General features: G+C 55.4%; 18 protein-coding genes. 13 read left to right on the top strand and 5 right to left on the bottom strand.

Going from position 1 to position 20272, the window contains the following annotated elements; translation table 11 throughout:
• Nucleotides 1–85 precede the first annotated feature (85 nt).
• Nucleotides 86–670 (top strand): PadR family transcriptional regulator, encoded by a 585-nt coding sequence (locus ACH1XZ_RS13225; RefSeq protein WP_395595936.1) that lies wholly within the window; start codon nt 86–88, stop codon nt 668–670.
• Here the strand turns inward: ACH1XZ_RS13225 and ACH1XZ_RS13230 are convergent.
• Complete coding sequence (locus tag ACH1XZ_RS13230; RefSeq protein WP_395595937.1) at nt 667–2187, bottom strand: methyl-accepting chemotaxis protein; 1521 nt, start codon at nt 2185–2187, stop codon at nt 667–669. The two genes, ACH1XZ_RS13225 and ACH1XZ_RS13230, sit on opposite strands and share 4 nt — an antisense overlap.
• A 365-nt stretch (nt 2188–2552) precedes the next feature.
• Between ACH1XZ_RS13230 and ygjG the strand changes: the two genes are divergently transcribed.
• Complete coding sequence (ygjG, locus tag ACH1XZ_RS13235; protein ID WP_395595938.1) at nt 2553–3944, top strand: putrescine aminotransferase; 1392 nt, start codon at nt 2553–2555, stop codon at nt 3942–3944.
• Nucleotides 3945–4089: 145 nt separating this feature from the next.
• Nucleotides 4090–6108, top strand: a complete 2019-nt coding sequence (locus ACH1XZ_RS13240) for an oxidoreductase (protein ID WP_395595939.1) — start codon at nt 4090–4092, stop codon at nt 6106–6108.
• Nucleotides 6109–6264: 156 nt separating this feature from the next.
• Here ACH1XZ_RS13240 and rlmG read toward each other — a convergent pair whose 3' ends face one another.
• Entirely contained in the window at nt 6265–7401 is a 1137-nt protein-coding gene (gene rlmG, locus ACH1XZ_RS13245) for a 23S rRNA (guanine(1835)-N(2))-methyltransferase RlmG (RefSeq protein ID WP_395595940.1), read from the bottom strand.
• A gap of 83 nt (nt 7402–7484) precedes the next feature.
• Between rlmG and ACH1XZ_RS13250 the strand changes: the two genes are divergently transcribed.
• The 4 genes from ACH1XZ_RS13250 to sstT all read left to right on the top strand — a co-directional run bounded on the left by ACH1XZ_RS13250 (nt 7485) and on the right by sstT (nt 11817).
• The gene (locus tag ACH1XZ_RS13250; RefSeq protein WP_395595941.1) at nt 7485–7985 is read left to right on the top strand and encodes a YgjP-like metallopeptidase domain-containing protein; all 501 of its coding nucleotides are present in this window, start codon (nt 7485–7487) and stop codon (nt 7983–7985) included.
• A 72-nt stretch (nt 7986–8057) separates the two neighbouring features.
• Nucleotides 8058–9044, top strand: a complete 987-nt coding sequence (locus ACH1XZ_RS13255) for a Gfo/Idh/MocA family protein (protein ID WP_395595942.1) — start codon at nt 8058–8060, stop codon at nt 9042–9044.
• A gap of 272 nt (nt 9045–9316) precedes the next feature.
• A complete protein-coding gene (locus tag ACH1XZ_RS13260; protein WP_395595943.1) occupies nt 9317–10285 on the top strand; it encodes a TerC family protein in 969 nt (322 codons plus the stop codon).
• Between the two features lie 281 nt (nt 10286–10566).
• A complete protein-coding gene (gene sstT, locus ACH1XZ_RS13265; RefSeq protein WP_395595944.1) occupies nt 10567–11817 on the top strand; it encodes a serine/threonine transporter SstT in 1251 nt (416 codons plus the stop codon).
• Nucleotides 11818–11836: 19 nt separating this feature from the next.
• On the opposite strand, the gene ACH1XZ_RS13270 is transcribed toward sstT, so the two are convergent.
• From ACH1XZ_RS13270 to uxaC, 3 genes are all read right to left on the bottom strand, one after another.
• Complete coding sequence (locus tag ACH1XZ_RS13270; RefSeq protein WP_333498718.1) at nt 11837–12388, bottom strand: YgjV family protein; 552 nt, start codon at nt 12386–12388, stop codon at nt 11837–11839.
• 81 nt (nt 12389–12469) lie between these two features.
• Nucleotides 12470–13957 (bottom strand): UxaA family hydrolase, encoded by a 1488-nt coding sequence (locus tag ACH1XZ_RS13275; protein WP_395595945.1) that lies wholly within the window; start codon nt 13955–13957, stop codon nt 12470–12472.
• Nucleotides 13958–13971: 14 nt separating this feature from the next.
• Nucleotides 13972–15384 (bottom strand): glucuronate isomerase, encoded by a 1413-nt coding sequence (uxaC, locus tag ACH1XZ_RS13280; RefSeq protein WP_185667876.1) that lies wholly within the window; start codon nt 15382–15384, stop codon nt 13972–13974.
• A gap of 476 nt (nt 15385–15860) precedes the next feature.
• On the opposite strand from uxaC, the gene ACH1XZ_RS13285 reads away from it, so the two are divergent.
• From ACH1XZ_RS13285 to ACH1XZ_RS13310, 6 genes are all read left to right on the top strand, one after another.
• A complete protein-coding gene (locus ACH1XZ_RS13285) occupies nt 15861–17165 on the top strand; it encodes an MFS transporter (protein ID WP_395595946.1) in 1305 nt (434 codons plus the stop codon).
• Nucleotides 17166–17294: 129 nt separating this feature from the next.
• Entirely contained in the window at nt 17295–18071 is a 777-nt protein-coding gene (exuR, locus tag ACH1XZ_RS13290) for a transcriptional regulator ExuR (protein ID WP_035896422.1), read from the top strand.
• Between the two features lie 305 nt (nt 18072–18376).
• Nucleotides 18377–19039 (top strand): DedA family general envelope maintenance protein YqjA, encoded by a 663-nt coding sequence (gene yqjA / locus ACH1XZ_RS13295; protein WP_333496213.1) that lies wholly within the window; start codon nt 18377–18379, stop codon nt 19037–19039.
• 2 nt (nt 19040–19041) lie between these two features.
• A complete protein-coding gene (gene mzrA, locus ACH1XZ_RS13300) occupies nt 19042–19422 on the top strand; it encodes an EnvZ/OmpR regulon moderator MzrA (protein ID WP_395595947.1) in 381 nt (126 codons plus the stop codon).
• A 148-nt stretch (nt 19423–19570) separates the two neighbouring features.
• Entirely contained in the window at nt 19571–19939 is a 369-nt protein-coding gene (locus tag ACH1XZ_RS13305) for a DUF1090 domain-containing protein (protein ID WP_395595948.1), read from the top strand.
• 26 nt (nt 19940–19965) lie between these two features.
• Entirely contained in the window at nt 19966–20271 is a 306-nt protein-coding gene (locus ACH1XZ_RS13310; protein ID WP_035896418.1) for an ElaB/YgaM/YqjD family protein, read from the top strand.
• The last annotated feature ends 1 nt before the right edge of the window (nt 20272 follow it).

A 20272-nucleotide genomic window follows, 5' to 3' on the forward strand; every position in this document is an offset into this window, starting at 1 on the left:
TAATAAATATCCATCTTTCGATATTGCTAAAGATACAATTTTAGATATAAATTAGATATATCTAAACAACGTAAGGATAAACATTATGAGACCTTTCTCTGATTCTGAACATCGCGGCCGTGGTGGTCGTGGACATCGCGGCGAACGCGGTGAGTGTGAACATCGTGGCGGGCGTGGCGAAGGTCACGGCGGCGGTGGCGGACGTCGCCAGCGCTTCTTCGGCCACGGCGAGCTGCGTCTGGTTGTCCTCAGCATCCTGAAAGATAACGCCAGCCACGGCTATGAACTGATTAAAGCGATTGAAGCGCTGACCCAGGGCAATTACAGCCCAAGTCCTGGCGTTATCTACCCGACGCTCGACCTGCTCCAGGACCAGGGGCTGATTACGGTGCATGAAGAGGACGGCGGGCGTAAAAAAATCGCCATTACCGCTGAAGGCACCCAAGCGCTGGAAGAAAACCAGGAACATCTGGAGCACATTCAGGCGCGCCTGAAGTCCCGCATGGTAGGGCATGAGCTGCGCAAAAACCCGCAGATGAAGCGGGCACTGGATAACTTTAAGGCCGTACTGGACCTGAAGGTCAATCAGGGCGAGACAAGCGACGCGCAGTTGAAGCAGATTGTCGGCATTATCGACCGCGCGGCGCTCGAGATCTCGCAGCTCGATTAATGCAGGACGGTAACCGCATCCTGTAAACGGCTGGCCCGGTGTTTCACCATCGCCGATACATTGGCGCTTTCCGCCACCAGCCCGGCGTTTTTCTGGGTGATCTCATCCAGCTTCGCCACGGCTCGCGTTAAATCAGACAGCCCCGTGGCCTGTTCAGACGTAGATTGACTAATCTGCGCAATCAGTTGGGTGACATTCTGTACCTGCGAGACAATGTCATCCATCGTGCGCCCGGCAGCGTGAACCTGCTCGGAGCCCGACTGCACCTTGCTGGCGCTGGCCTCAATCAGTTGACGAATTTCGTTTGCCGCCGTCGCGCTGCGGCTCGCCAGATGGCGAACTTCCCCGGCGACCACGGCAAACCCTCTCCCCTGCTCGCCCGCCCGCGCCGCTTCGACGGCGGCGTTCAACGCCAGAATATTGGTCTGGAACGCGATATCGTTAATCAACGTGGTGATGGAGCCAATGCGCTGCGTGCTGTCAGCAATATCTTCCATGGTCTGCACCACCCGGTGCATCGCCTGACCGCCCTGCGCCGCCGCGCCGCTGGCCGCCAGCGAGAGCTTATCGGCTTCGGCTGCCGTCTGGGAGTTATTCTGTACCGACGCCGCCATCTGGCTCATCGTCGCCACGGTTTGCTGTACGTTAACGACCGTTTCCTGAGTACGCTGATTCAGATCTTCATTGCCGCGCGCCAGCACATCGCTGCCGTCGCTCACGCTATTTACCTGCGTCGAGACATCGTTAATCAGCCAGCGGCACATCAGCCCAAGCTGGCCGACCGCGCGCAGCGTCAGCCCCAGCTCGTCGCTGCGCGGTAGCGGATCAACGCTGTTCCGCTCGCCGGTCGCCACGCTGAGCGCCTGTCGTGCCACGTTTTCTACTGGGCGAACAATTTGCCACTCAAACACCAGCGTGGTCAGCAGCAGAATCAGCGCCGACGCCAGCACCGCCATAACCGGCGCGCTCAGGGCCAGAAGGCTGGCAGCCAGCAGCAGGTAGAACCCCGACATAATGCTTCTGACCCGCCAACGGAGCGGGATCGCAGCGAGCTTACCCCACCAGCGTTTACTGATAACGCGTCCCTTATAAAGACGCTTATTGCTGCGCTCTTCGCGCAGCGCCTGATACAGCGGCTCCACCGCCGCAATCTCTTCCTCGCTGGCTTTGGTGCGAATCGACATATAGCCAATCGTTTTACCATTACGCACCTGGGGGATGGCGTTCGCGCGCACCCAGTAATGGCCGCCGTGTTTCGGGCGATTTTTGACGATACCGCTCCACGGCTCGCCCTGCTTCAGGGTTCGCCACATATCGGCAAAGGCCGCTTTTGGCATATCGGAATGGCGCACCATATTGTGCGGCTGGCTGAGCATCTCGTGGCGGCTATAGCCACTCACCTTCACGAAGGCATCGTTGACGTGGGTGATATAGCTGTTGAGATCGGTGGTGGACATCAACGTGGTGTGGTCGTCCATCAGCGATTCGGACGAGTTTTGGTCGGGCAGGGTCGACATACGGACATCCTTTTCAGGTGCTAAGAGAAATGTATTACAATTGTTATATCGGAGGATATTAAATTAACCTTAATTGTTAATTTTGCGTTAGATCGCAAAATCGACAAAAGCCCTACATTCCTCACGTCATTCTTTGCTGCTCATCCGTGGCGCAAAACCTGCCCTTTTGTAGGGCAATACGCCCGACAACCACGCACTGCCTCGTGACCGCTTTCACACTCTCACGCTTCGCTGGACGATTAAATATTGTACAAACGCGATTTCCCCTGGCGTTTATCCCGATTTTCACCACCAACGCTGAGATGGCGTAATCCCTGCAATACTTAAATCAGTATCGTGTGATACGTGATCCCCAGGAGCTTATTTTGAACAGGTTACCTTCCAGCGCATCGGCTCTGGCCTGCAGCGCACACGCACTGAATCTCATTGAAAAGCGAACGCTTGACCATGAGGAGATGAAAGCGCTTAACCAGGAGGTCCGTGAATACTTTAAAGAGCATGTGAATCCGGGGTTTTTAGAGTACCGAAAATCTGTAACAGCCGGTGGGGATTACGGAGCCGTAGAGTGGCAGGCGGGAGGGTTAAATACGCTTGTCGACACCCAGGGTCAGGAGTTTCTCGATTGCCTGGGCGGTTTTGGTATTTTCAACGTGGGGCACCGTAATCCAGTGGTGGTTTCCGCCGTACAGAATCAACTCGCTAAACAACCGCTTCACAGCCAGGAACTGCTCGACCCGCTACGGGCGATGCTCGCCAAAACGTTGGCAGCGCTGGCTCCGGGCAAACTGAAGTACAGCTTCTTTAGCAACAGCGGTACCGAATCCGTAGAGGCGGCGCTGAAGCTGGCAAAAGCGTACCAGTCGCCGCGCGGCAAGTTCACCTTTATCGCCACCAGCGGCGCGTTCCACGGGAAATCGCTCGGGGCGCTGTCGGCCACCGCCAAGTCAACGTTCCGCAAGCCGTTTATGCCGCTACTGCCGGGCTTCCACCACGTGCCGTTCGGTAATCTCGACGCCATGCGCACGATGCTCAGCGAATGCCAGAAAACCGGCGACGACGTGGCGGCGGTGATCCTCGAGCCCATCCAGGGTGAAGGTGGCGTTATTCTGCCACCGCAGGGCTACCTGCCCGCCGTACGTAAGCTGTGCGATGAGTTTGGCGCGCTGCTTATCTTCGACGAAGTGCAAACCGGCATGGGGCGCACCGGCAAGATGTTCGCCTGCGAGCATGAGAACGTTCAGCCGGACATTCTGTGCCTGGCGAAGGCCCTCGGCGGCGGCGTGATGCCGATTGGTGCGACCATCGCTACCGAAGAGGTGTTCTCGGTGCTGTTCGATAACCCGTTCCTGCACACCACCACCTTTGGCGGTAACCCGCTGGCCTGTGCGGCCGCGCTGGCGACCATCAACGTGCTGCTGACCGAAAACCTGCCTGCTCAGGCGGAACAGAAAGGCGATGTTCTGCTGGATGGTTTCCGCAGCATGGCGCGCGAATATCCGGATCTGGTCCGTGAAGCGCGTGGTAGAGGCATGCTGATGGCCATTGAGTTTGTCGATAACGAAATCGGCTATCACTTTGCCAGCGAGATGTTCCGCCAGCGCGTGCTGGTTGCCGGAACGCTCAACAACGCCAAGACCATCCGCATCGAGCCACCGTTGACCTTAACGATGGAACAGTGCGACCAGGTGCTTAAGGCGGCGCGTAACGCGCTGGCGGCCCTGCGCGTCAGCCAGAGTCAGGTTGCCACCGAGCAGTAAACTCACGCCCCCTACCGTTTGGTGGGGGGGCGTTCTTTGAATCCCATCACAATCATCGCATTCCCCTTTTCCCTTTTTCCCGCCGACGGCTAAATTAGTAACTCATCCGACCACATAACAATAATTTCACATACTGGACATCCTTATGAGCTATCCGTCGCTATTCGCCCCGCTCGATCTTGGTTTTACCCAGCTGAAAAATCGCGTGCTGATGGGCTCTATGCATACCGGGCTGGAAGAGTATCCCGATGGCGCGGAGCGTCTGGCGGCGTTCTATGCCGAGCGCGCGCGTCACGGCGTGGCGCTTATCGTCAGCGGCGGCATCGCTCCGGATGCGACCGGCGTAGGGATGGCGGGCGGCGCGATGCTGAACGATGTGAGTCAATTGCCGCACCACCGGACCATTACCGACGCCGTCCATCAGGAGGGCGGCAAAATTGCGCTGCAAATCCTGCATACTGGCCGCTACAGCTATCAGCCCAATCTGGTTGCCCCATCCCCGCTTCAGGCGCCGATCAACCGCTTTACGCCGCGCGAACTCACGCACGAAGGTATTCTGGGGCTTATCGACGACTTCGCCCACTGCGCCCAATTGGCGCGGGAAGCAGGCTACGACGGCGTAGAGGTAATGGGCTCGGAAGGCTACCTGATTAACGAATTTCTCGCCGCACGCACCAACCAGCGCGACGATCAATGGGGCGGCAGCTACGACAACCGCATGCGCTTCGCGGTAGAAGTGGTGCGCGCCGTACGCCAGCGCGTTGGGAAAGACTTTATTATTATCTACCGCCTGTCGATGCTCGACCTGGTGGACAACGGCGGTACTTTTGATGAAACCGTACGTCTCGCCCAGGCTGTCGAAGCCGCGGGGGCGACGATCATCAATACCGGGATCGGCTGGCACGAAGCGCGGATCCCGACCATCGCGACGCCAGTGCCGCGCGGGGCGTTTAGCTGGGTGACGCGCAAATTAAAAGGTTTGGTCACCGTCCCGCTGATTACCACCAACCGCATTAACGATCCGCAGGTGGCGGACGATATTCTGGCGCGCGGCGATGCCGATATGGTATCGATGGCGCGCCCGTTCCTCGCTGACGCCGAACTGCTGTCAAAAGCCCAATCGGGACGCAGCGATGAGATCAACACCTGCATTGGCTGTAACCAGGCCTGCCTGGATCAGATCTTTGTCGGCAAGGTGACCTCATGCCTGGTCAACCCGCGCGCCTGCCACGAAACCAAAATGCCGATCCTCCCGGCCACCACGCGCAAAAACCTGGCGGTTGTCGGCGCGGGCCCGGCAGGGCTGGCCTTTGCTATCAACGCTGCCGCACGAGGCCATCAGGTGACGCTGTTCGATGCCAGCGCGGAAATTGGCGGGCAGTTTAATATCGCCAAGCAGATCCCCGGCAAAGAAGAGTTTTACGAAACGCTGCGCTACTACCGCCGGATGATCGACGTCACCGGGGTGACTTTAAAGCTCAACCAGCGTGTCAACGCCGACGATCTCCTCGACTTTGATGACGTGATCCTCTCGACCGGGATCGCACCACGCACGCCGCCGATCGAGGGGATCGACCATTCTAAAGTGCTGACCTATCTGGACGTCCTGCGCGATAAAGCGCCGGTTGGACAGCGGGTGGCGATTATCGGCTGCGGCGGCATCGGCTTTGATACGGCGATGTACTTAAGCCAGCCGGGCGACCCCACCAGCCAGAATATCGCCGAGTTTTGCGTGGAATGGGGTATCGATACCAGCCTGCTGCAGTCGGGCGGCCTGCGCCCGGAAGGGCCACACCTGGCACGCAGCCCGCGGCAGATTGTGATGCTGCAACGTAAAGCTAGCAAGCCGGGTGAAGGCTTAGGCAAAACCACCGGCTGGATCCACCGCACCACCCTGCTTTCACGCGGCGTGAAGATGATCCCGGCGGTCAGCTACCAGAAGATAGACGATGAGGGGCTGCACGTTGAAATAGGCGGCGAAGCGCAGGTGTTGGCGGTAGATAACGTGATTATCTGTGCCGGTCAGGAGCCAAACCGTACGTTGCAGGAACCGCTGCTGGCGGCGGGCAAGACGGTGCATCTTATCGGTGGCTGCGATGTGGCCAGTGAGCTGGATGCAAGGCGGGCGATTGCGCAGGGGACAAAGCTGGCGCTTGGGATATAGGCTGGATAAGGCGGTTACGCCGCCATCCAGCACTCTGCTCCACTTTGCCTGATGGCGCTACGCTTATCAGGCCTACAGGAGCGTGCAAAATGCCTTTTGTAGGCCGGATAAGGCGGTTACGCCGCCATCCGGCAATGTGAAACCGTGCGACGTTAATTAACGACGGCGACCCAACTTCACCGCTTTGAGGATCACAAACTTGTTGTTGGTGGCGATAGTTTCGCAGTTACCAAAAATCTTCTTCAGCTTGTGGAAGTAGTCCAGATGACGGTTCGCCACAATATACAGCTCGCCGTTAATTTTCAGGCAGCGACGGGCGTGGTGGAACATCTCCCACGCGATGTTATCGGTCAGCGCATGCTTCTGGTGGAACGGCGGGTTGCAGAACACCGCGTTGAAGCGGAACGGTTCTACGCCGGAGAGCGCGTTGTTGATCATAAACTCGCTGCGATCCAGCGCATCCGGTAGGTTGGTTTCCACGTTCAGACGGCTGGAAGCAACCGCCATCGGCGATTCATCAACAAACACCACGCTGGCTTCCGGGTTTTTCGCCAGCAGCGTCATGCCCAGCACGCCGTTACCGCAGCCGAGATCGACAATCTCGCCTTCCAGGTTTTCCGGCAGATGCTCCATAAAGAAGCGCGCGCCGATATCCAGCCCGGTACGGGAGAAAACGTTCGCGTGGTTGTGGATGGTCCAGTCGGTGCCTTCCAGCTTCCAGCTCAGGGTCTGGGCGGTTTCAGCCAGCGCCGGTTTGGTAAAGGTGCCGTTGATCAGGCGCGCCTTTTTCCATGCCAGCGTGGTGGTGGTTGGGCCCAGCACTTTTTCAAACAGCTCAAGCGTAGAGGTATGGATATCACGCGCTTTCGCACCGGCGATAATGCGCGTTTCTGGCGTCACCACTTCACGCAGCGCACGCAGCTGCTGCTCCAGCAGCGCCATGGTTTTTGGGATCTTAATCAGCACGACGCCCGGCGCCTGCGGGTATTCCGCGGTGCTGTCGAGAAACTTCACGCTCGATTCGGCAATGTCGTTGTGGCGCAGGTTTTCACGCGTCGCCAGCTCGCTTAAGTAAGAGTCGCCGATGCTGTACGGCGTATGCTCCGCGAGCGCGCAGGCCAGCGCACCGAAGGTATCATTCAGGATAAGCACCGGGCCGCGAATCTCAGTATCGTCCAGCTGTTGCAGTAGATATTCATCGGCTGCTTCCCACGCCAGCAGTGGGTTAACGTCGTCCGTCTCCGGGAAACGTTTAAGTGTCAGTGAACGGAAACCGTTGTCTGTGTGGCTCATCGGCCCTCCTGAATGGTAAAATTTCGGCGTATCCCTGAAAAGGGTGCGTGAGTATACACTTTTTATGATTGGCATGGGCAAAGATGAACCAACTAACTTACCTCCAGGGCTATCCGGAACATTTGCTTTCTCAAGTGAGAACCTTGATTGCTGAACAGCGTCTGGGGGCGGTGCTGGAAAAACGCTATCCGGGTACCCACGATTTCGCCACCGATAAAGCCCTCTGGCAGTATACCCAGGATCTGAAAAGCCAGTTCCTGCGTAATGCGCCGCCGATCAATAAAGTCATGTACGACAATAAGATCCACGTGCTGAAGAACGCGCTCGGGCTGCACACGGCGATATCCCGCGTGCAGGGCGGCAAGCTTAAGGCAAAAGCCGAGATCCGCGTGGCCACCGTGTTCCGTAACGCGCCGGAAGCCTTTTTGAAAATGATCGTGGTGCATGAGCTGGCGCATCTGAAAGAAAAAGAGCACGACAAAGCGTTCTATCAGCTGTGCTGCTATATGGAGCCGCAGTATCACCAGCTAGAGTTTGATACCCGTCTGTGGCTGACGCACCTTTCGTTAAAGGAATCTGCGTAGTCGCCCACTGGCAATGTCATAAAGGCGTGTTACATTGACGAAAGAATCCCTTTATGGAGCCAGAAGGCGTTTATGATACGTTTCGCAGTGATTGGGACAAACTGGATCACCCGCCAGTTTGTCGATGCCGCGCATGAGACCGGCAAGTACAAGTTGACCGCCGTCTATTCCCGCAGCCTTGAGCAGGCACAGACCTTCGCCAACGATTATCCCGTCGAACATCTGTTTACGTCGCTGGATGCCATGGCGCAAAGCGAAGATATTGACGCGGTTTATATCGCCAGCCCGAATTCACTCCACTTCCCGCAGACCAAACTGTTTTTGCAGCATAAAAAGCATGTGATTTGCGAGAAGCCGCTGGCCTCCAACCTGCATGAAGTCGAGCAGGCTATCGCCCTCGCGCAGGAAAATCAGGTGGTGCTGTTCGAAGCGTTCAAAACCGCCAGCCTGCCTAACTTCCAGATTTTGCAGCAGTCGCTGGAGAAAGTCGGCCCGGTTCGTAAGGCGTTTATCAACTACTGCCAGTACTCTTCACGTTACCAGCGCTACCTGGACGGCGAAAACCCAAATACCTTTAACCCGGCCTTCTCGAACGGCTCGATTATGGATATCGGTTTCTACTGCCTGGCCTCCGCGGTAGCCCTGTGGGGCGAGCCGAAGCAGGTACAAGCCTCTGCCAGCCTGCTCGATAGCGGCGTTGATGCGCACGGTATCGCGGTGCTCGACTATGGCGATTTCAGCGTGACGTTGCAGCACTCTAAGGTCAGCGACTCTACCCTGCCGAGTGAAATTCAGGGTGAAGCGGGCGCGCTGGTGGTTGAGAAAATTTCCGAGTGCCAAAAAGTCTGCTTTATCCCGCGCGGCAGTAAGGCGCAGGATCTCAGCCAGCCTCAGCATATTAATACTATGCTGTATGAAGCCGAGGAGTTTGCGCGCCTGGTCGAAAACAATGAAGTGGACCACCCTGCTCTTGAAGTTAGCCGTATCACCGCGAAGGTTCAGACGGAAATTCGTCGCCAGACCGGCGTTGTCTTCCCGGCGGATACGCCCGCCGCGTAAAACAACGTAAAGCACATGTTACGGACCATTGACGAAATCAATGGTCTGTCATATTTTGTTACGTGCAAAGGGGAGTAACTTCCTTGTCGGTGGATCGTCATTACGATACGTGTAAAACCGTATCCGGTCGCCGAGCAACGGAAAACGAATGCGCCACCGCATTCGTTTTTAGTTGTAAGTGAGACCTTGCCGGAAGGCGAGGTCTATGCATAAAAAAGCAGCGGCTATCGTCTTCTGACGTTAGCCGTTTTTTTATGCGTAAGGAAAATTCTATGAATACAGTCGGCACACCGTTGCTGTGGGGCGGATTCGCTGTCGTCGTGGTGATTATGCTTGCTATCGACCTGTTCCTGCAGGGCCGTCGCGGCGCACATACCATGTCCATGAAGCAGGCGGCAGCCTGGTCGCTGGTGTGGGTCACCCTCTCATTACTGTTTAACGCTGCTTTCTGGTGGTATCTGGCACAAACTCAGGGCCGCGCGGTCGCTGACCCGCAGGCGCTGGCCTTCCTCACCGGCTACCTGATTGAGAAATCGCTGGCGGTGGACAACGTCTTCGTCTGGTTGATGCTGTTTAGCTACTTCTCCGTACCGGCTGCATTGCAGCGACGCGTGCTGGTCTACGGCGTACTGGGCGCGATTGTGCTGCGTACTATCATGATCTTCGCAGGAAGCTGGCTTATCTCCCAGTTTGAATGGTTGCTCTATGTCTTCGGCGCGTTCCTGCTGTTCACCGGGATTAAGATGGCGCTGGCGAAAGAAGATGAAGGCGGGATTGGCGATAAACCGCTGGTACGCTGGCTGCGCGGGCATCTGCGGATGACCGATAAAATCGAGAACGAGCACTTCTTTACCCGTAAGAACGGGGTGCTGTTTGCAACGCCGTTGCTGCTGGTGTTGATTCTGGTGGAGTTGAGCGACGTTATCTTCGCGGTCGACAGCATTCCGGCTATCTTTGCGGTTACTACCGATCCGTTTATCGTGCTGACCTCTAACCTGTTCGCCATCCTCGGTTTACGTGCGATGTACTTCCTGCTGGCGGGCGTGGCAGAGCGCTTCTCGATGCTGAAGTACGGGTTGTCGGTTATCCTGGTGTTTATCGGTATTAAGATGCTGATCGTTGATTTCTACCATATCCCGATCTCGGTATCGCTGGGCGTGGTCGGCGGGATCCTGGCATTCACCCTGCTCCTCAACGCCTGGGTTAACCACCGTAACGACCTGAAAAAGCAGAAAATGTAACCCGTATCCCGGCCGAGCGCAGCGACGCCGGGAGCGGCACCGAGCCTCCCCGGGTCGGCGTGAACGCCTCGCCCGGGCTACATTCATACTTTAATCTGCGTCACACATTGTAAATCATTGGTTAAAAAATATGATGTGCGGCGTAAATTCCAGCATTTTGTACTTCCCCAAACGACGACTTTCCTTATACTCGATCGAGCAAACATTTTTTTACATCCAGACATAAACGTAACAAATAATACGTCGCTGGAAAGACACAACTCATCACGTTAAGGAATGCAATGATGACACAACAACCCGCATCATCCGGCTTTATGCGTCTTCTGACTCGGGGTAGTCTGGTTAAACAGATCCTGGTTGGTCTTATTCTCGGTATCCTTCTGGCGCTGGTTTCTAAACCTGCCGCTATTGCCACTGGCCTGCTCGGCACGCTGTTCGTCGGCGCGCTGAAAGCCGTTGCGCCAGTGCTGGTATTAACGCTGGTGATGGCATCAATTGCCAACCACCAGCAGGGCCAGAAAACCAATATTCGCCCCATTTTATGGCTCTATTTGTTCGGCACCTTTGCCGCGGCGCTGACCGCCGTGGTGGTGAGCTTTATCTTCCCTTCCACGTTACAACTCACTACCGGTGCGACGGATATCACGCCGCCAACCGGCATTGTAGAAGTTATGCATGGGCTGCTGATGAGCATCGTCGCTAACCCAATCCACGCGCTGATTAATGCCAACTACATCGGCATTCTGGTGTGGGCGGTCGGTCTGGGCTTCGCACTGCGCCACGGTAATGAAACCACCAAAAATCTGGTCAATGACCTGTCGAACGCGGTCACCTTTATCGTGAAGGTCGTTATCCGTTTTGCCCCTGTCGGTATTTTCGGCCTGGTCTCTTCGACGCTTGCCACTACGGGCTTCTCCGCGCTGTGGGGCTATGCGCAGATTCTGCTGGTACTGATTGGCTGTATGGCTGTGGTTGCGCTGGTGATTAACCCGCTGCTGGTCTATTTACAGATCCGCCGCAATCCGTATCCGCTGGTGCTAATGTGCCTGCGCGAAAGCGGCGTGACTGCCTTCTTTACCCGCAGCTCGGCGGCGAATATTCCGGTCAACATGTCGCTGTGCGAGAAGCTGAATCTGGATCGCGATACCTACTCGGTTTCCATTCCGCTGGGGGCCACGGTCAATATGGCGGGGGCGGCGATTACCATCACCGTGCTGACGCTGGCAGCCGTACATACGCTGGGCATTGCTATCGACCTGCCAACCGCGCTGCTGCTGAGCGTCGTGGCATCGCTCTGCGCCTGTGGCGCATCGGGGGTAGCGGGTGGTTCACTGTTGCTGATCCCACTGGCCTGTAACATGTTTGGTATTCCGAACGAGATTGCCATGCAGGTAGTAGCGGTCGGCTTTATTATCGGCGTGCTGCAGGACTCCTGCGAAACGGCTATCAACTCCTCCACCGACGTGATGTTCACCGCCGCCGTGTGTCAGGCTGAGGATGCGCGTCTGGCAAAGAACGCTCTGCGTAGCTAATGCTCTGACCCCTTCGCCATCAGGCGGAGGGGTTCTCTTCCTGCACTTTCTTCTCGACCTTAAACGGATCAATCCCCTTACGCTGCATCCGCCAGAAACGAATGATGTTCAAGCCGTTCATCACCAGGAAGCTGCCTTCAATCATCGTGCCGCCAATCGAGCCGAGCCAGAAGTTATGGATAACCCAGCAAAGCGTGGAGCACCACATGACGCAGCGTACCGTCAGCCCTTTACAGCGGAATAGCGCCCAGGTACTGGCCACCGTCCCGGCTATCGGCAGCAATTCCATGGCATGGTGCAGTTTGCTCAGTCCGAGGATTAGCGTCAGCGCGATAAAGACAAACATCACCCAGATACGGCGCGTATAGACCGAAATGATCGTTCGAATGACGTTTAGCTCCGCGCTCATCCCGGCGGGGATCGCGCCCATCAGGAAGAAATGCACGCCAATGGTGGCGCTGTAGAGCGAAAGTTGAAACTTAAAGCGCCGTTCATCGCGGTTGATGAAGGTGGTGATGCCGATGATAAATGCCAGAACGCCTACGCCCTGGGCCAGCCAATACGCCGTCATTAGAGGTCCTTGTTAAACAGCATAAAAAAACGGCGTTTCAGACAATGAAACGCCGTTTTATCGTATCAGATCACATTTTTATTACAACGTGACGCCGCTCTTAAAGATAGCCAGCTCGCGGAAATCATTGCGCTCGTTGCAGGTCTGCTTGCCGTTGGCGAAGTCGACGATAACGTCCACGAACTCTTCCAGCAGCTGAGGCATCGCTTTACCGTGAATCAGCTGACCAGCATTGAAGTCGATCCAGTGTTTCTTCTTCTCAGCCAGTTCGCTGTTGGTGGCAATTTTCACCGTCGGCACGAAACCACCGTAAGGGGTACCGCGACCGGTACTGAACAGCACCATGTGACAGCCCGCACCCGCCAGAGCGCTGGTGGCGACCGCATCGTTACCCGGTGCGCTCAGCAGGTTCAGACCGTGCGTTTTCAGGCGTTCGCCATAGCGCAGCACGTCAACCACTTTACTGGAGCCCGCTTTCTGCGTGCAGCCCAGTGATTTGTCTTCCAGCGTCGTAATGCCGCCCGCTTTGTTGCCCGGCGATGGATTCTCGTAGATAGGCTGGTCATGAGCAATGAAGTACTGCTTAAAGTCATTGACCATGGTCACCAGCTTGCCGAAGGTCTCTTCGTCACGGCAATGGCTCATCAGCAGCTGCTCAGCGCCGAACATTTCCGGCACTTCGGTCAGCACGGTGGTGCCACCGTTGGCAATCACGTAGTCGGAGAAACGACCCAGCATCGGGTTGGCGGTAATACCGGACAGGCCGTCAGACCCACCGCACTCCAGACCAAACTTCAGCTCGCTCAGTTTACCCGGCTCGCGTTTGTCATTGCGCATTACGTTGTACAGCTGATGGAGATGTTCGATCCCGGCTTCCACTTCGTCTTCCTGGTGTTGGCAGACCATAAAGTGAACGCGATCAGGATCGAACTCGCCAAGGGTTTCGCGGAAGGCGTCAACCTGGTTGTTTTCACAACCCAGGCCGACCACCAGCACCGCGCCCGCATTCGGGTGACGTACCATGTTTTGCAGCATGGTACGGGTGTTGATGTGATCGTCACCGAGCTGTGAGCAACCGTAGGTATGGCTGAAGAGGTGAACCCCATCGATACCTTCGGCATCGTGGGTCTCTTTCAGGAAACGGTTCTGCATCTGGCGAGCCATGGCGTTCACGCAGCCCACGGTCGGCAGGATCCAGAGTTCGTTACGCACGCCCACATCGCCGTTCGCACGGCGATAAATCTGCACGTCACGATCGACGGGCTGAGCAACCTCTGCCTGGAAATCGGGTTGGTAGCTATACGTGTCCAGATCGCTGAGATTGGTGCGCGTGTTGTGAGCATGAATATGCTCGCCCGCTGCCACATCCACCAGCGTATGGCCAATAGGTAAACCGTATTTAATGACGTTTTCACCCTTCGCGATGTCGCGTAAGGCGAATTTGTGGCCACGCGTTACCGCCTGACGCAGGGTAATGACCTGCCCATCAACGGTGACTTCGGTTCCTTCGGCCAAATCAGCGAGCGCTACCGCGACGTTATCCAGCGCATGGATCTTGATGTATTGCATACCAACCCCAGACTTTAGTTCAGTTCAATGGCGAAGTAGTCACGCGCATTGTTAAAGCAAATGTTTTTCACCATCTCACCCAGCAGCTGGATGTCTGCAGGCGCTTCGCCCGCGGCAACCCAACGGCCAATCATCTGGCAAAGAATACGACGGAAGTATTCGTGACGGGTGTAAGACAGGAAGCTACGGCTATCGGTCAGCATGCCGACGAAGCGGCTCAGCAGGCCCAGCTGTGCCAGCTGAGTCATCTGACGTTCCATGCCGTCTTTCTGATCGTTGAACCACCAGCCGGAACCAAACTGCATTTTGCCCGGCATACCTTCACCCTGGAAGTTACCGATCATGGTGCCCAGCACTTCGTTATCGCGTGGGTTCAGGCAGTACAGAATGGTTTTGGGCAGCAGGTTCTGTTCGTTCTGCTTGCTCAGGAGCTTAGACAGCTCTTCAGCCATTGGGCGGTCGTTGATGGAGTCAAAGCCGACGTCCGCACCCAGCAGTTTGAACTGGCGCAGGTTGTTATTACGCAGCGCGCCGATATGGTACTGCTGTACCCATTCGCGACGTGCGTATTCAGCACCGAGGAAGACCAGAACGGCGGTTTTGAACTGGGCCACTTCGTGCTCGCTCAGCGTTTCACCGGCCAGGCGACGTGCCAGGATGCTATCCAGTTCCGCTTCATTAGATTCCGCGAATAGCACAACGTCCAGCGCGTGGTCGGACACTTTACAGCCATGAGCGGCGAAGTGATCCAGACGCTTAGTCAGCGCGGTCTGCAGGTCAGCGAAACGACGGATATCGGTGTCAGACACTTCACCCAGTTTTGCCATGTAATCGTTGAAGGTGGCCAGCTCGATGTTGAAAGCTTTATCCGGGCGCCAGCTTGGCAGCACTTTCACGTCAAATGAACCGTCTTTGGCGACGGCCGCGTGGTGCTCCAGAGAATCGATCGGGTCATCGGTGGTGCCGACCATTTTCACATTCATTTGCTTCATGATGCCGCGCGCGGAGAATTTGTCCTGCGCCAGCAGTTCGTTGCACTCATCCCAGATTTCGCCAGCGGTAGACGGCGACAGCAGTTTACCGGTGATGCCGAATGGGCGACGCAGCTCCAGATGGGTCCAGTGGTATAACGGGTTGCCGATGGTGTGCGGTACGGTGGCAGCCCACGCGTCAAACTTCTCGCGGTCAGACGCATCGCCGGTACACAGGCGTTCAGCTACGCCGTTGGTACGCATTGCGCGCCACTTGTAGTGGTCGCCTTTCAGCCAGATGTCATACAGGTTTTTAAAACGGTAGTCTTCAGCAACCTGCTGCGGCGGAAGGTGGCAGTGATAGTCGAAAATCGGCTGGTCTTTTGCGTAGTCGTGGTACAGACGGCGGGCAAATTCGGTGTCTAACAGAAAATCTTCAGTCATGAACGGGGTCATTATCGTCTTCCTCTCAGCGAGTGGGTCAGATGTTTATCTGTAATGTCGTCAAAGTTATCACACCAATTTCATTCAACCGAAGATTTTTTCGTGAGTTAGATCAATAAACCTTGACAAAAAATGACAGAAAAAATGACAAAACGCCCCTGCAAGCCGCGCCGCGCCTGGCCTGGCATATCTACCCCTTAAACCGTACGGAAAATACCTCTTTTGTGACGGTATTCACCTTTTAAAGTTGTATGACAAGTTATCTTGCACCCCGTCGAAACACATTGAACGACGGAATGTAGTAGCCGTGGTCGATACAGACACCTGATTGAGCGGTACGGATACCGAATTCAGCACGCGTACTTACTGGCAAGTTCGGGCCGTACCGGGAAGCATTACACCGGTAAGCCCCTTCGAGAATGACATCTTCCGGCAACACGGGAGGATGGCTGCAGGACTCGCAGTTATAACAACACGATGAGGTTTACATGCGTAAAATTAAAGGGTTACGTTGGTACATGATCGCACTGGTGACAATGGGCACCGTGCTGGGCTACCTGACACGTAATACCGTGGCGGCAGCCGCGCCAACTCTGATGGCTGAGCTGCACATTTCCACACAGCAATACTCTTACATCATCGCTGCTTATTCTGCAGCTTACACCGTGATGCAGCCGGTTGCCGGCTACGTTCTGGACATTCTGGGTACCAAAATCGGTTACGCCTTCTTCGCCGTTGCCTGGGCTGTTTTCTGCGGCGCGACTGCGCTGGCAGGCAGCTGGGGCGGTCTTGCCATCGCACGTGGTGCGGTAGGTGCTGCTGAAGCCGCCATGATCCCTGCGGGTCTGAAAGCGAGCTCCGAGTGGTTCCCGGCTAAAGAGCGTTCTATCGCAGTAGGTTACTTTAACGTCGGTTCTTCTATCGGCGGCATGATTGCGCCACCGCTGGTTGTCTGGGCTATCGTGATGCACAGCTGGCAGATGGCGTTCATTATCTCCGGTGCGCTGAGCTTCATCTGGGCAATGTCCTGGCTTATCTTCTACAAACACCCACGCGATCAGAAAAAATTAACTGACGAAGAACGTGATTACATCATTGGTGGTCAGGAAGCACAGCACCAGACCAACAATGCGAAGAAAATGTCTCCATGGCAGATCATTCAGACCCGTCGCTTCTGGGGTATCGCCCTGCCGCGCTTCCTGGCTGAACCAGCCTGGGGTACCTTCAACGCCTGGATCCCACTGTTCATGTTCAAAGTCTACGGCTTCGACCTGAAAGAAATCGCGATGTTTGCGTGGATGCCAATGCTGTTCGCTGACGTAGGCTGCGTACTGGGTGGTTACCTGCCGCCGCTGTTCCAGCGCTGGTTCGGCGTGAACCTGATTGTTTCCCGTAAAATGGTGGTCACCATGGGCGCACTGTTGATGATTGGCCCAGGGATGATCGGTCTGTTCACCAGCCCATACATTGCAATCGCTCTGCTGTGCCTCGGTGGCTTCGCTCACCAGTCCCTGTCCGGCGCGCTGATTACGCTCTCTTCTGACGTCTTCGGTCGTAACGAAGTCGCAACCGCGAACGGTCTGACCGGGATGGCGGCGTGGATGGCGAGCACCCTGTTTGCTCTGGTCGTCGGTGCGCTGGCAGATACCATCGGCTTCAGCCCACTGTTTGCAGTCCTGGCTATCTTCGACCTGTTAGGTGCGCTGGTTATCTGGACCGTCCTGCAGAACAAGCAGGCTGACGACGGTGAGTCTGACGCCAATCGCCCGACTCAACAGGCGACACAAAACTAAACTGTAACCAATGTCTGTTTTCGCAAAAGCCGCCTTGTTTCAGGCGGCTTTTTTCATGTCATAATGTGGTTAGCTGCTCGTAAAAGTGGTATAACAAATTTAATCTGCCGTACCCTGCCTGGAGAGCATATGGAAATCGCCGACGCACGTCGCTTGTATCAGCAACTGGCCGCTGAGCTAAAAGAACGCATTGAGCAAGGCGTCTACCTTGTGGGCGATAAACTGCCTGCGGAGCGCTTTATTGCCGATGAAAAGAGCGTCAGCCGTACCGTGGTTCGCGAAGCCATCATCATGCTGGAAGTGGAAGGGTATGTTGAAGTCCGCAAAGGCTCCGGCATTCACGTCATTTCTAACCAGGCAAAATACCACCAGACCCCAGACGAGTCGCAAGAGTTTGCCAACTACGGCCCGTTTGAGCTGCTGCAGGCACGTCAGCTGATTGAGAGTAACATCGCGGAGTTTGCCGCCACCCAGGTCACCAAGCAGGACATCATGAAGCTGATGGAGATCCAGGAAAAGGCGCGCCAGGAAAAATGCTTCCGTGATTCAGAGTGGGATCTCCAGTTCCACGTGCAGGTTGCTCTGGCAACGCAGAACACCGCCCTTGCCGCCATTGTCGAAAAAATGTGGACCCAGCGCGTGCACAACCCGTACTGGAAAAAACTCCACGACCATATTGACGCCCGCACCGTCGACAACTGGTGTGACGATCACGACCAGATTCTGAAAGCGCTGATTCGCAAAGATCCGCACGCTGCGAAAATTGCCATGTGGCAGCATCTGGAAAACACCAAGCTGATGCTGTTCAACGAAACCAGCGATGATTTCGAATTCAACGCCGACCGCTACCTGTTTGCGGAAAACCCGGTCGTTCACCTCGATACGGTCGCTATCGGCGGTAAATAATCACGCCGTTTTCTTTCCAGGGCTTACCTGACATTTCGCGTGGGTAAGCCTTTGTAAATCCCCTAGCCACTCCCCGCACGAAAACGCAAAATCGAACTGCAACAAATTGCAATTTCTATGACGTAAAACCACGTCATTTGTTACAATTGCGTGCAATTTGCCTTTTTGTTGTTCAGCTATAGATAATTTTGCCAAAACAGGGACTGTTCAGCGCGTATTTATCGCGATGCTATTAAAATAGAAACAAGAGAAAACCGTCGCAGCGCGTTCAGGCATTACGTTAATCGATGTACCAGGAATCGTGAATGGAACTATTAACCCAACTCTTAAATGCCTTGTGGAGCCAGGATTTCGAAACCCTCGCTAATCCGTCCATGATTGGCATGCTCTATTTTGTCTTATTTATGATTCTGTTCCTTGAGAACGGTTTGCTGCCGGCCGCGTTTTTACCGGGCGATAGCCTGCTGGTGCTGGTCGGCGTACTCATTGCCAAAGGCGCGATGGGATTCCCGCAAACGGTCCTTCTGCTCACCGTTGCCGCGAGCCTTGGCTGCTGGCTTAGCTATATTCAGGGCAAGTGGCTGGGCAATACGCGTATCGTCCAGAACTGGCTCTCGCACCTTCCCGCCCATTACCACCAGCGCGCGCACCATCTGTTCCATAAACACGGGCTTTCCGCGCTGCTGATTGGCCGCTTTATCGCCTTTGTGCGTACCCTGCTGCCCACCATTGCCGGGATTTCCGGTCTGAACAACGCGCGTTTCCAGTTCTTCAACTGGATGAGCGGCCTGCTGTGGGTGCTGATTCTGACCACCCTTGGCTATCTGCTGGGTAAAACGCCGGTATTCCAGAAATACGAAGACGCGCTGATGTCCTGCCTGATGCTGCTGCCAGTGGTACTGTTGGTTGTTGGCCTGATAGGCTCGCTGGCCGTCGTGTGGAAGAAAAAATACGGTAATCGAGGGTAACAATGGTGCCAAACCGTATTCTGCTACGTCGATTTACACTTAGCCTGAGCATGGTGCTGATGCTTTGCATCCTGCTCTGGCTGTGGGCCGCGCTTCAGCGTGAAGAGTCTACGCTTGCCATTCGCCCGATCAACCCGGCGAGCATGCCGGATGGCTTTGCTATCTCCCACCATCTGGATGCTAACGGCATTCGTTTTAAGAGCATCACCCCGAAGGATGATGCGCTGCTGGTGACCTTTGAATCCAGCGAACAGAGCGCCGCTGCAAAGCGCGTACTGGATAACACCCTGCCGCATGTTTATGTGATAGCGCTGCAGGATGAGGATAACAACCCGGCAAGCTGGCTGTCTCTTCTTCGTGATACCTCGCATCGATTTGGCTAGCCACTTCCAGGAATCCGAATAATTTCACCGACTTTGGTGATTTTGTATTTTAGTTACTATGCTTAGTGTTGTGGGTAACGTCACGGCGTCTCCCGCACATCGGAATAAGTACATGTCAGGTGTACTATGCACAATGGAAGGTTTATACATGAAATACCGCATCGTTCTTGCCCTTGCTCTCGCGTCCCTTAGTGCGAGCGCAGCAGCAACATCACTCTGTCAGGAAAAAGAGCAGGATATTCAGCGCGAGATTGGCTATGCCGAAAAGCATAACAATCAGAACCGTATTGACGGTTTAAAAAAAGCGCTGAGCGAAGTCCAGGCACACTGTACTGACAGCAAGCTTCGCGCCGATCATCAGGAAAAAATTGCTGAACAAAAGGATGAAGTTCGCGAGCGCGAGCAGGATCTGAAGGAAGCAAAACAGAAAGGCGATGCGGATAAAGTGGCCAAACGCGAGCATAAGCTGCAGGAAGCCAAAAAAGAACTTAATACGCTGGAATCCCGCGCATATTGAGTGGAAATTCTTACAGGAGAGATACGATGGCTAAAGATACGACATCAGATCAATTACGCGCAGAGCTGAAAGCCCTGTCCGATACTCTGGAAGAGGTCCTGAATGCTTCCACCGACAAATCCAAAGAAGAGATGAGCAAGCTGCGTAGTAAAGCGGAAAGCGCGCTGAAAGAGAGCCGTGACCGCCTGGGCGAAGCCGGTGAAGTCTTATCAAAGCAAACGCGCGAAGCGGCCGCCAAAGCCGATGGCTACGTGCGTGAAAACCCATGGACCGGCGTCGGTATTGGTGCAGCCGTCGGGCTGGTGCTGGGCGTTCTGCTGACGCGTCGTTAAG

This window comes from Kluyvera chengduensis, assembly GCF_044197065.1.
GTDB lineage: Bacteria > Pseudomonadota > Gammaproteobacteria > Enterobacterales > Enterobacteriaceae > Kluyvera > Kluyvera ascorbata_C.